The sequence below is a fragment of the Cohnella sp. LGH genome (assembly GCF_017671885.1).
Taxonomy (GTDB): Bacteria; Bacillota; Bacilli; order Paenibacillales; family Paenibacillaceae; genus Cohnella; species Cohnella phaseoli.
In genome coordinates this window covers 2590378-2601934 of sequence record NZ_CP072117.1, presented here as the reverse complement: position 1 = coordinate 2601934, position 11557 = coordinate 2590378, and the positions used below count along the sequence as shown (strand labels likewise).

Here is an 11557-nt window from a genome sequence, read left to right as displayed (position 1 = left end):
CTGACGTTATTCAGGAGTCGGCGCTTCGTCGGTATTTCGGAACTTACATTAACGAGGAATCGTTCGACGTTTTCGTTTCGACCGTTCGAATGGTCTCCGTAGAATTCGGATTACGCATAAAGGCGTGCTTTAACTTGTCGACCCATTCCGGGGCGGCGTCGATCAGTCGCTCCAGCAGATGCGTCTGATTGTCCAGCGGCACGACCTTAACCCCTTGAGAGCCGACGACTAGAAAGGCAATCGGGGTAATCGATACGCCGCCGCCGCTGCCGCCGCCAAACGGAAGCGAAACCGAGGCATGGTGACCTTCTTGTTCGTGAGAACGGGATTTTCCGGAATGGTCGGATCCATCCTCCATCGCCGAAAATTCGCTACCGCCCGCCGCAAAGCCAAAGCCGACTTTAGAAATCGGCATAATAACGCTCCCGTCGGGAGTCTGCACCGGTTCTCCGACGATCGTATTGACGTCGACCATATCCTTGATATTTTCCATTGCGGTTTGCATTAAGCCGTTAATCGGATGCTGATGCTGTGACATCTTCAACTCCTCCTTTCGTGTACCTAATTTGCCCGAATCCCCTACGCCTTTATGCGTCCACTTGCTGCCTGCTGCGGGATGTTCAAGCTTCGTGTCGACTAGCTTAAACCTTCCTTGGGAGGCGTCAGCCAGCTCCGCCATGCCCGCAGCGCCTTGCCGACGCGAATCCTGTTTACCCCGAGTTTAAGAAATGCCCTTAGGAGCGTTCCCAGTCGAATGCGAAAGTCCGCTTCCCATACAACCGTAAACTCGGGTGCGGAATAGTTCGGCGTCACCTCGCCATACGGCGAGGTACGGAAAGCGAGCATGCGGCTAGCGATGCCTGAAGCGCAGCCGGATACGGCCCACAGCAAGCCCGTCAAAGTCGCAGTCGATGCCGCGTCCCCCGTGCCTACGCGAAAATCGAGTCTCCACCGGGTACATTCCACTTTCTTCAGCGTTTGTCTCGCCCATTGTTTGAACCTCTTCGTGGAAACGAGTATCGAGCGGTAAGCTCTTATGTACCGCATAATCGTTTTTCTGCCCACTATCCGCTTTGCTTTGCTTCCTTGCGTCCTTCCAGGCAATCCGCCGGTCCTCTGTTCGCGGTATACGACGTTCCAGCCGCGAATGACAACCGACGGGAGCAGAATCCGATAACGGAAAAGACCGAACAACGCTTGAACGACAACGACCAACTGATCCAATCGACCGCTGCGCGAGTATCGGACGCGGATTTTGATTGGCGAAAACCATGCCGCGACCAGCGCCGCCGCAGCTGCCGCCGAGGCGATCCAAAGCCAGAAGGCCATACCTCCCCCGCCTTTCATAGGGGTAGTATGGCCTTCTGGCTTTCGTTCATTCCAATTCCCGTTCCAAATCTTCCAGAGAAAGCTGTCGACCTTCGATTCGGTCGAACAGGAGCTTTGTCCTCTCCTCCAGCTCGTCGTCACCGTCGGCGAACGTCGGTTCAGGCAGGCTTTGGATGCCGGGCAATCCGAAATAGTCGAGAAACGCTTTAGTCGTGCCGTATAGGATCGGACGGCCAAGCGCATCAGCTCTGCCCTTCTCCTCGATCAGATCCTTGTTCACCAAATGGTGAAGCGGCCGATCCGCCTTCACTCCGCGTATTTCTTCGATCTCGATCCGTGTAATCGGCTGCTTGTAGGCGATGATCGCCAGCGTCTCAAGCGCTGCTTGCGACAGCGAAGAACGCGAGGGAGAGTAAGCCAGCTTCTCGAAAAACGGCGCATGCTCGCTGGCCGTCGTCAGCCGGAAACTTCCGGCCACTTCGGCGATCCGGATTCCGCGGCTTTTTTTGGAGAAATCCTTCTGCAAATCCTTCAGCACGTCCGCCACGACGGCTACGTCCGTCTCGACGACCTCGGCGGCCGTCTTCGCGCTGATCCCTTCGTCTCCGGATACGAACAACAGGCCTTCAAGTACCGATTTCAATGTCGAGTAATTCATCGTTCTCTTCTCTCCCCGTCCACGACAACACGATTTCATCGAACAGTGCGTTTTGATGGCAGGAAATCCATTTCCGCTTCATTAATTCCAGAATTGCCAGGAAGGTGACGACGATTTCCTCGCGATCTTCCTCTTCCCTGAGCAATTGCGAAAACAGCAGCTTTCCTTCGGTCGAACGGCTCTTGAGCGTATGGATAATGTCGAGAATTCGATCCTTGACCGAAATTTCGTCCTTGCGAATCGAAGAAACCCGGTTTCGTCCGGCCAGTCTTCTCATCGCTTTCTGGAACGCTTTGACGAGATCGTCCACGTGCAGTCCTTCGACCGGATTCGTCTTGATCGCCTTCTCGAAGGGGGTTAGGTCGGTTGGCTCTCGCGTGTACACCTGACTGCGATCCCATTCCTTCTCGCGCAGCTGTCCGGCCACCGACTTGAATTTGCGGTATTCGATCAGCTTGCGAATCAGTTCCTCGCGAGGGTCGAGATCGTCGTCCTCATCGACCGTTAGCCACGGTTCCTCGGTAACCGGAGGCTTAGGCAGCAGCTGCCTGCTCTTCATGGAGAGCAGTGTCGCCGCCATCACAAGAAATTCGCTGGTAATGTCAAGCTCGAGCTCCTGCATCGCCGCCAAATATTCCATATATTGATCGGTAATGTCGCTGATCGAGATGTCCTGAATGTCGATTTCCGCCTTGTCGATCAGATGGAGCAGCAAATCGAGCGGACCTTCGAACGTCTCCAGCTTGTACAGCATTGCCACGCGGGTTTCCTCCTGCCTTCACGCACGTCCCTATTACCTTCTAAAATGAAATCTTATCAGCCCGAGATCGCCCGCGTCAAATTCGCCATCTCGATGGCCGTCGTAGCCGCGTCCCAGCCCTTGTTGCCAGCCTTCGTTCCCGCGCGCTCCACCGCTTGCTCGATGCTGTCCGTCGTCAGCACGCCGAAGATTGTCGGCACGCCCGTCTTGAGCGAGATAGCGGCGACTCCCTTGGCCACTTCGTTGCAGACGTAGTCGAAATGCGGCGTGGAGCCGCGAATAACCGCGCCCAGCGTAATGACCGCATCGTACTTGCCGCTCTCCGCAAGCTTCTGGGCGATCAGCGGAATTTCGAAAGCTCCCGGAACCCATGCGATCTCCACTTCGCTATCCTCCGCTCCGTGACGCTTCAGCGCATCTAGCGCCCCTCCGAGCAGCTTGGACGAAATAAACTCGTTGAATCTTCCGACGACGATTGCGTATTTTAACCCTTTGGATACTAAGTGACCTTCATATACGATTGACATTGTACGTTCATCCCCTCAAATGTTGTAGTCAGGCTCGCCTTGGAACGATAGCAGATGGCCTAGCTTGGCTTTCTTGGTATGCAAATATCCCGTATTGTCTTCGTTCTCCTGCATCTGTATCGGAACGCGCTCGACGACGTTCAGACCGTAGCCTTCCAGCCCTTTGATCTTGCGCGGATTGTTCGTCAGCAGCCGAATGTCGCGAATGCCGAGATCTTTCAAAATTTGCGCCCCAATGCCGTAATCGCGAAGATCCGGAGCGAATCCCAATTGAATATTCGCGTCCACCGTGTCCAATCCCTGCTCCTGCAGCTCGTAAGCGCGCAATTTGTTGATCAGACCGATGCCCCGGCCTTCCTGGCGCATATAGAGTAGTACTCCGCTGCCCGCTTCGTTGATCTGTCTGAGCGCCGCTTCCAACTGAGGACCGCAATCGCAGCGATGAGAATGGAAGACGTCGCCCGTCAAGCACTCCGAATGCACGCGGACAAGCACCGGTTTTGAACCGTCTAGCTCTCCTTTGACGAAAGCGACATGCTCCTTGCGATCGACTTCGTTCGTGTAGGCGACTGCTTGGAACGTTCCGAAATCGGTCGGTATTCTGACCGCGACCTCGCGTTTGACCAGCTTCTCCTTCTCATTGCGATAATGGATCAGATCCTTGATCGTGATCAGCTTGAGGCAATGCTCCTTGGCGAACGTCTGCAGATCGGGGAGCCTTGCCATCGTCCCGTCTTCTTTAATAACTTCGCAGATAACGGCCGCAGGCGCGGACCCGCTCATTCTTGCCAGATCGATCGCCGCTTCCGTATGCCCGGCTCTTCTGAGCACGCCGCCGTTTTTGGCAATCAAAGGGAAAATGTGGCCCGGTCTGCGGAAGTCGCTTGGCCTTGCCGCCGGATCGATCATCGCCTGAACCGTCAACGAACGCTCATGAGCGGATATTCCCGTCGTCGTAGACACGTGGTCGACCGATACGGTAAACGCGGTGCCGTGATAATCCGTATTGTGATTGACCATAGGCGGCAAGTCAAGCGCTTCGGCCCGCTCCTGGGTAATCGGCACGCAAAGCAGCCCTCTGGCCTCCTTGATCATGAAGTTGATCACTTCCGGCGTCGCCTTGTCGGCCAGCGCGATCAAATCCCCTTCGTTCTCCCTATCCTCGTCGTCGACGACGATAATGATTTTCCCCTGGCGCAAGTCCTCGATCGCGTCGTCGATCCGGTCAAAATGTTGCTCTGTCATGTTGGTCGCTCCTTTCACATAAACCCGTTGTCGCGCAGCATCGATTCGGTCAAGCCGCCAGTTTTACGCGTGCTGGCCGCTTGATCTCTCCAGCCAAGCAGGTGGTCGACGTACTTGCCGAGAATATCGCATTCGATATTCAGCGAATCGCCGGGGTGCTTGTGCTGCAGAACCGTTTCGCGCAGCGTATGCGGAATGATCGATACCGTGAAAATTGCCTCGTCCCGATTCGTCGAGACGACCGTTAAGCTAATGCCGTCCAGCGTAACCGAACCCTGCTGCACGACGTGGCGCAGCATGGCCGGATCGTTGGGCTCGATTGCGAAGACGACGGCATTGGCTTCCGCCGTTCGTCCTCTGATCGTTCCGACGCCATCGACATGGCCCTGCACGAGATGCCCGCCGAAGCGGCCTCCCGCCTGCATCGCCCGTTCCAAATTCAAGGGAGCGCCGGGCTTCAGCGAGCTAAGGTTCGTATGGCGATACGTCTCGGGCATGACATCCACCTCAAAGCTCGTTCGGTCGAACGACACGACGGTTAGACACACCCCGTTAACTGCGATGCTGTCGCCGAGCTTGACGTCCTCCAGAACCTTGGAGGCCGAGACGCCCATAATCATTGCTTCTCCCCTGCGCTGCACGGAGCGCAGAACGCCCATCTCTTCAATAAGTCCCGTAAACATCTTGAACATCCCCCTTACCTGCGCGCTCCTGCGATCCCGCTTCGTTCGCCGGTCGGTCAAGCCGATTGCTCGGATACCCGTTCACGCACCAATCGTCCCCGTAGCTTTGCATCGACACTCCGGAAAGCCGAAGCGCCGCGGACATCTCGTTCGGGCCGACATAGGAGAACGCGGATGGAGCGCCTTCTCCTCCGACGATAATCGGAGCGTAAAACAAGTTAACCTTGTCGACGAGGCCCGCCTCCAGCATAGCGCCGTTGAGCACGCCTCCGCCCTCCAGCAGCACGGAGCTAATGCCTCGCGTCCCCAGCTCCCTCATCGCCGCCACGAGATCGACGCGTTCGCCATCGCCGCAACGCAGCACCTCGGCGCCAAGCTGCCTAAGACGTTCGGCACGGCTTTCATCTGCGCGAAGCGTAGTCAACACGATTGTCGGGGCGGCTTCGTTCAGCACTCTCGCCGTAATCGGGATGTTCAGCTTGGAATCGACAATGATGCGAGCCGGATGAAGCGCGGGCACGCTGAGGCGGGTCGTCAGCTCCGGGTCGTCGGCCAGAACCGTCTGAACGCCGACCATAATTCCGCTATGACGATGCCGCAGCGTATGTACGGCCTCCCTGGCGGCTGCTCCCGTAATCCATCGGCTGTGGCCGGTGCGGGTGGCGATGCGTCCGTCCAGACTCATCGCCGTCTTAAGCGTGACGAAGGGCAGTCCGGTGCGAATGAACTTGTTAAACGCCTCGTTCTGAACCGCAGCTTCCGCTTCCAGGACGCCTGCCAACACCTCGATGCCAGCCTCCCGAAGTCTTGCAAGCCCCTGTCCGGCAACGAGCGGATTCGGATCGACCGCAGCGACGACGACGCGCGATACGCCTTCCTTGATTAGACGCTCGCAGCAAGGCGGGGTCTGCCCGTAATGACTGCAAGGCTCAAGCGTGACATAAGCGGTCGCCCCGCTGGCCTGTTCTCCAGCCATATTAAGCGCATGAACTTCCGCATGGCCCTCCCCCCGCTTCAGATGCGCGCCTAAGCCGACGATCCGACCCTCTTTGACTACAACGCAGCCGACTACGGGATTGACGCCGGTTTGACCGGAGGCTCCGTCCGCCAAATTCAAGGCTAGCCGCATGTAGTATTCGTCATTCAGTATTTCCATCCGTCTCCTCCTCTCCCGCCGAGATCAAACAAAAAAGCCCCCGGGCGTAAATTCTCCAGGGGGCGTTAAATGCACAGCGTTAAACAGACCTTCAGTCGTATTTCGAAAAGCAAAGAGAACAGCTCGTTACGATCGAATAGAACAAGATCGAAAGCATGCTGAAACAACCCGTCTCCATCGCAGGTTTGTGAAAAAAGGAACAATCAAAGCCGTAAAAGATCTCTCTGATTTCTCCCAACCACGAGTCGACGCTTTTCAAGAATACGGCATGGCCGCTGTGCTTCCTTCTCCCATCCAGACTGTTACTGTCGGTCCCGGATTCTCACCAGGTCCACCGCAAAGCCGTCGCCGGTTGGACCGGAAGCGGCAATGACGGGTCACGGACTGACGGCGGCGCAAGCGGCTTCGATGAGATCGATGGCCGAGGACGCTGCCGATCACCGTCGGTGGGGAATTGCACCCCGCCCCGAAGGATAAGCAACTATTGTTAGTCAGTGTATCACTCCGCCTGCCAATTTGCAAGCAGTTAGGTTGGAATTATTGTCAGCTTACGCGCACCGATTCCATCTTCTCTTGACCTTGTAACGCATCCACGTGCTCCATACCGGACGTTATTTTGCCGAATACAGTATGTACGCCGTCCAGATGCGGCTGAGGCCGGTAGCAAATATAGAACTGGCTGCCGCCGGTATTCGGTCCGCGGTGAGCCATCGCCAAGCTGCCGCGCTCATGCTTGTTCTGGTTGTGCTCGCAATTGATCGTGTAACCGGGGCCGCCCGTCCCATTTCCGTTTGGACAACCGCCTTGCGCGACGAAGCCCGGAATGACGCGGTGGAACGGAATGCCGTCATAGAAGCCCTCGTTAGCCAGCTTCTCGAAGTTTGCCACCGTATTCGGAGCGTCCTGATCGAACAACTCAAGGACGATTTCGTTGCCGTCCGCCATTTTAATACTCGCTTGTTTAGCCAAAACAATCTGCCTCCTCTAGTTCGGTTCATCTCATTTTACAACATTTCCACGCAGCCGTGCCATCGTGCGCAGCAAAAAACGGAGCTGTCGCAAAAGTAAGTTCTAGCTCACTTTTAGAACAGCTCGCTGGAGAAAAAAGGTGCCTGATTGAAAAATGGCGGCGTTGGGGGGCTAACCCTGCGCCGTCATTACGCAAATTATGGGCAAGCGAAAGCCATCCGACCTCTAAGCTTAATTTTGTTAAGCCGCAAAGTAGAAAACGCCGGAATCCCCGGTTATGCTTCATTTGCCCAAACAAACTCTCCGGCTCAATCATCCGCCGAACCGATTGTGCGTACCCGTCTTCGCTACGGAGTCTTTCCCGTGCTTGCTGTTTGTAACGCAAATCCCTCAGACTGACGCTGATTTCCCGATTCCCTTGTTCTTTTGTGCAGGCGTCCTTAAGTCGACAACCTTCACAGCCCGCACTCCGGTAGTGCCTCTTCCGAATTTCAAATCCACTTTCCGTTGTTTCCTTGCTCTCGCAGCGAAACAGCGGTTTCAGTTGACCATTGCGCATGTGATCTTCCTTCATCCGCATGAACGTCGCGTCCAAATCTGTTTTGCTAAAGCTGTTCCGTTCTCCGAGGATCTCTTGATGCTGTTCATACTTTTGTAGACGTGGGAGCAGATCCTTACAGAGAACGCGAACTGCCTTTTGAGAGGCTTCTTGGTCCATGGTATAGTGAATGTACAAAGAAACCGTTCCTTTCTGAGATGGGTGGGTGGTACCTCCATTTTACCAAAGGACGGTTTCTTTTTGTGTTTTTCGTAGTTAATCTCGATGAAAAGAAGGGGGGATGTATCTCCTGGAGGAGCGGAGCGTTTGCCTTTGGAATCGTGAAATCTCCTTGTTACGAGTTTACCCATTCCGATTTCACGATTCCAACAGCAACCGGAAGGAGATACATCCCCACAAAAACACTAATCGAGATAAAGCAAAGGCTGCTCATAAGTCACTTATGAGACAGCCTCTACGCCGGAAGAAAATTTTATTTCGCGACCGCCTGCTTCTGCAAGCGGGCCGGAATGACGTCGTTGCCGACGATGTTCTCGTACGTCTCGCGAGCGACGACGAGATCCGCTTGGCCGTCCTTAACGAATACGACGGCAGGGCGACGGATGCGATTGTAGTTGCTGGCCATCGCATAGTTGTAAGCTCCCGTGCAGAACACGGCGAGCAGGTCGCCGGATTGAACGGCTGGCAGGTTCAAGTCCCAGATAAGCATGTCGCCGCTCTCGCAGCATTTGCCCGCGACGGAGACGACCTCCTCCGCTGCGTCGTTGGCACGGTTGGCTAGAAGCGCCTCGTATTTGGACTCGTAAAGCGCCGGACGCGGATTGTCGGTCATGCCGCCGTCCACCGCGATATATTTGCGCACGCCCGGAATGTCTTTGCTCGTTCCTACCGTATAGAGCGTCGTGCCTGCATCGCCGATGATGCTGCGGCCCGGCTCGATCCAGATTTCCGGAAGCGGGAAGCTCGCTTGCTCGCACGTCGTGCGGACGGCGTCCGCGATCGCCTGCACGTAAGTGCCGAGCGGCAGCGGCTGGTCGCCTTCCACGTAGCGGATGCCGAAGCCTCCGCCGAGATTCAGCACTGTAAACGTATGGCTTAGCTTGTCGCGGATCTCGACCGCGAAGGCCGATACTTTTTCGACCGCCATCCGAAAACCTTCAACCTCGAAAATCTGCGAGCCGATATGAGAATGAACGCCAAGCACCTGAAGGTTCGGCAAGGAAATCGCAGTCTCGATCGCCTGGAACGCCGTGCCGTTGCCCAGGTCGAAGCCGAACTTGGAGTCCTGCTGACCGGTGGAAATATAATCGTGCGTATGCGCCTCGACTCCCGGCGTAATGCGCAGCAGCACATTTACGCGTTTGCCCTGCTCTCCGGCCAAGGCATTCAGCAGGTGCAGCTCGTTAAAGTTGTCCACGACAAAACAGCCGATGTTCGCTTCCAGCGCCATCAAAATCTCTTCCGGCGTTTTGTTGTTGCCGTGGAAATGAATGCGCTCGGCCGGGAAACCGGCTTGCAGCGCCGTATACAACTCGCCGTCGGACACGACGTCGAGGCTCATCCCTTCTTCTTCGGCCACGCGGCACATCGCCATGACGCAGAACGCCTTGGAGGCGTAAGCCACCTGATGACGCATGCCCGTCGCGCGGAAAGCTTCCATAAATTCGCGGGCGCGCTGACGCACCAGCGCCTCATCGACAATATATAGCGGAGTGCCGAACTGCTTCGCCAAATCCGTAACGTCGCATCCTCCGATTTCCAGATGACCTTTGCTGTTTATTTTGCTCGTACCATGCAAAAACATATCCTTTTCCCCTTTGGCGAATAATTCGGAAACGGCCGTTAGCCGACCTCTCCGGAGTTTGCACTTTAACACTCAGTATACCGGAAATCCGGCCGAGGGGATATGGAGGATTTGCCACAACATTTGCACTAACTTTATGAAAAGTCGCCAAAAAGCCGGGCAGTCGGGGCATTTCGTCCGTCCGAAACCCCGAAAACCCGGCATACGAAGCCGCCTTTACGCTATACCGGCTGCTTGCGATTTTTTTTGGTCCGGTAGATCGACAGCCTCTTCTTGTTCGTCGACAGCGGCATTCTGAACAGGATGTTGCGGAACGCGACTGCGTTAAAGGGCAGGAAAGGCCATAGGTAAGGCGCGTTGAACGATCGCTTGAAGGCTAAATACAGCATCGCGGCCGTTACAAGGATCACAAAGCCGATTTCCTGGAAGAAAAACACGGCGAGAAGCAAGCCCAATCGTATGATTCGATTCGCCAAGCCCAGCTCGTAGCTCGGCGTCGCGAACATGCCGATAGCGGACACCGCCATATATAAAATAACCTCGTTGACGAATAACCCTGTCTTGACCGCTATATCGCCGATCAGGATCGCCGACAGCAACGTCATCGCGGTGACGAGAGGCGCGGGCGTGTGCACGGCCGCAAGCCGGAGCAGATCGACGCCGACCTCCGCAATCAGAAATTGAAGTATCAGCGGAAGCTGCCCCGCCTTGTCCGTTCCTACAAACCATAACCACTCGGGGCGCATCGAGGGATTGGCGTTAAACAAAAACCACAGCGGCATCAGCACAAGCGATGCGAGAATGCCCAAATACCGCACCCATCTCATATAGGAGCCCATGAACGGGTTTTGGCGATTTTCCTCCGCGTGCTGCACCAAATCAAAATACGTCGTCGGCAGCAGAATTGCGCTGGGCGAAGTATCGACGATAACGGTAACGCTTCCGTCGAGCAGTTGCGCCGCAACGACGTCGGGCCGTTCCGTATACCTCACCAAAGGGAACGGATTCCAGTTGCTGCTGACCGTCATTTCCTCCAACTGCTTATCCGCGAGCGGGAGGCCGTCGATATCGATCGCGCGAATTTTGTCCCGAATCGATTCCACCAGCTCCGTGTTCGCGATATCGTCGATATATCCGATGCAGACGTCCGTCTGGGTGCGACGACCGACCTTCATAATCTCAAAGCGTAAATTCGGGTCGCGCAGCCTGCGCCGAATGAGCGCGACGTTCGTTAGCAGCGTCTCCGTAAAACCGTCCTGGCTGCCCCTGACGACCTTCTCCAGCGAAGGCTGCTCCGGATTTCTTCCCGGGAAAGATTTCGCGTCTATCATCAGCGCCGCCGACTGCCCGTCTACGTAAAAGGCGGTATTGCCCATCAGCACACCGTCGACCATTTCCGGGAAGGAATCCGTTCTCTGGACCTGTACCGCAGGCACATAGCACTCCAGAAAAGACTGCAGTGCGTCGGAATCCAGCGAACTGTCGGGATCCAGATAGGTTAATCTCTTGATGATCTCCGTCAGCGCCGTATCCTTGGCGAACACGCTAAGGAATAGCAGCGCCACCTTCCTGCCGCCGAAAATCATCTCCCGAACTTGAACCTCGAAGCTTTTGTCCAGCCCAATCGTCTCCGTCAGCTGTCGCTTCCATCGCTCAAGCTCGTCGGGGATGCGCTCGGACGTCTTGCGAGCTGTCTCCGATGCCGATGGCGTTATCTCCTTCTCTTCCCGATGCCGCGCGTCTCTCTCGTCTCCCGAAGAACTCTCTTTTCTAACCGATGCCTTCCGGATCAGCTCCTTCGGAAATTTCATCTGCCGGCCCGCATGTCCGTCATTCACGCCGCCCTGCTCGGTCGTTTCCATCACAT

General features: G+C 55.8%; 11 protein-coding genes, 1 pseudogene and 1 riboswitch. All 12 genes and pseudogenes read right to left on the bottom strand.

Annotation, left to right across the window (positions count from 1 at the left end):
• Positions 1-43 precede the first annotated feature (43 nt).
• The 12 genes and pseudogenes from ytfJ to J4772_RS10560 all read right to left on the bottom strand — a co-directional run bounded on the left by ytfJ (position 44) and on the right by J4772_RS10560 (position 11552).
• Positions 44-538, bottom strand: coding sequence for a GerW family sporulation protein (ytfJ, locus tag J4772_RS10615; protein ID WP_116065256.1), 495 nt, complete (start codon positions 536-538; stop codon positions 44-46).
• A gap of 98 nt (positions 539-636) precedes the next feature.
• Complete coding sequence (locus tag J4772_RS10610; RefSeq protein WP_209075183.1) at positions 637-1329, bottom strand: DUF2953 domain-containing protein; 693 nt, start codon at positions 1327-1329, stop codon at positions 637-639.
• Between the two features lie 46 nt (positions 1330-1375).
• Positions 1376-1987, bottom strand: a complete 612-nt coding sequence (gene scpB / locus J4772_RS10605; protein WP_209075182.1) for an SMC-Scp complex subunit ScpB — start codon at positions 1985-1987, stop codon at positions 1376-1378.
• Positions 1956-2741: a segregation and condensation protein A gene (locus tag J4772_RS10600; RefSeq protein ID WP_371822893.1), complete on the bottom strand. Its 786-nt coding sequence runs from the start codon at positions 2739-2741 to the stop codon at positions 1956-1958. The genes scpB and J4772_RS10600 overlap by 32 nt, the downstream gene beginning before the upstream one ends.
• A 62-nt stretch (positions 2742-2803) precedes the next feature.
• Positions 2804-3274, bottom strand: coding sequence for a 6,7-dimethyl-8-ribityllumazine synthase (ribE, locus tag J4772_RS10595; RefSeq protein WP_116065252.1), 471 nt, complete (start codon positions 3272-3274; stop codon positions 2804-2806).
• Between the two features lie 15 nt (positions 3275-3289).
• Entirely contained in the window at positions 3290-4519 is a 1230-nt protein-coding gene (locus tag J4772_RS10590; RefSeq protein WP_209075181.1) for a bifunctional 3,4-dihydroxy-2-butanone-4-phosphate synthase/GTP cyclohydrolase II, read from the bottom strand.
• Between the two features lie 14 nt (positions 4520-4533).
• Positions 4534-5202 carry a riboflavin synthase gene (gene ribE, locus J4772_RS10585; RefSeq protein WP_209075180.1) on the bottom strand — a complete coding sequence of 223 codons (669 nt, stop codon included), beginning with the start codon at positions 5200-5202 and terminating at the stop codon, positions 4534-4536.
• Positions 5183-6358 carry a bifunctional diaminohydroxyphosphoribosylaminopyrimidine deaminase/5-amino-6-(5-phosphoribosylamino)uracil reductase RibD gene (ribD, locus tag J4772_RS10580; RefSeq protein ID WP_209075179.1) on the bottom strand — a complete coding sequence of 392 codons (1176 nt, stop codon included), beginning with the start codon at positions 6356-6358 and terminating at the stop codon, positions 5183-5185. Before ribD ends, ribE (J4772_RS10585) begins: the two co-directional genes overlap by 20 nt.
• Positions 6359-6636: 278 nt before the next feature.
• A riboswitch (FMN riboswitch) is annotated at positions 6637-6836 on the bottom strand.
• Positions 6837-6901: 65 nt separating this feature from the next.
• A complete protein-coding gene (locus J4772_RS10575) occupies positions 6902-7327 on the bottom strand; it encodes a peptidylprolyl isomerase (RefSeq protein WP_209075178.1) in 426 nt (141 codons plus the stop codon).
• Between the two features lie 25 nt (positions 7328-7352).
• Positions 7353-7970: pseudogene (locus J4772_RS10570) on the bottom strand (transposase); the annotation flags it as partial.
• 388 nt (positions 7971-8358) lie between these two features.
• Complete coding sequence (lysA, locus tag J4772_RS10565; RefSeq protein WP_209075177.1) at positions 8359-9690, bottom strand: diaminopimelate decarboxylase; 1332 nt, start codon at positions 9688-9690, stop codon at positions 8359-8361.
• 221 nt (positions 9691-9911) lie between these two features.
• Positions 9912-11552: a spore germination protein gene (locus J4772_RS10560; RefSeq protein ID WP_209075176.1), complete on the bottom strand. Its 1641-nt coding sequence runs from the start codon at positions 11550-11552 to the stop codon at positions 9912-9914.
• Positions 11553-11557 lie beyond the last annotated feature (5 nt).

What these genes read in the sequence shown, in the direction of transcription:
- ytfJ (WP_116065256.1), bottom strand. Translation starts at nt 538, where the DNA reads ATGTCACAGCATCAGCATCCGATTAACGGCTTAATGCAAACCGCAATG.
- J4772_RS10560 (WP_209075176.1), bottom strand. Translation starts at nt 11,552, where the DNA reads ATGGAAACGACCGAGCAGGGCGGCGTGAATGACGGACATGCGGGCCGG.
- J4772_RS10590 (WP_209075181.1), bottom strand. Translation starts at nt 4,519, where the DNA reads ATGACAGAGCAACATTTTGACCGGATCGACGACGCGATCGAGGACTTG.
- lysA (WP_209075177.1), bottom strand. Translation starts at nt 9,690, where the DNA reads ATGTTTTTGCATGGTACGAGCAAAATAAACAGCAAAGGTCATCTGGAA.
- ribE (WP_116065252.1), bottom strand. Translation starts at nt 3,274, where the DNA reads ATGTCAATCGTATATGAAGGTCACTTAGTATCCAAAGGGTTAAAATAC.
- scpB (WP_209075182.1), bottom strand. Translation starts at nt 1,987, where the DNA reads ATGAATTACTCGACATTGAAATCGGTACTTGAAGGCCTGTTGTTCGTA.
- J4772_RS10600 (WP_371822893.1), bottom strand. Translation starts at nt 2,741, where the DNA reads ATGCTGTACAAGCTGGAGACGTTCGAAGGTCCGCTCGATTTGCTGCTC.
- J4772_RS10610 (WP_209075183.1), bottom strand. Translation starts at nt 1,329, where the DNA reads ATGGCCTTCTGGCTTTGGATCGCCTCGGCGGCAGCTGCGGCGGCGCTG.
- ribE (WP_209075180.1), bottom strand. Translation starts at nt 5,202, where the DNA reads ATGTTTACGGGACTTATTGAAGAGATGGGCGTTCTGCGCTCCGTGCAG.
- ribD (WP_209075179.1), bottom strand. Translation starts at nt 6,358, where the DNA reads ATGGAAATACTGAATGACGAATACTACATGCGGCTAGCCTTGAATTTG.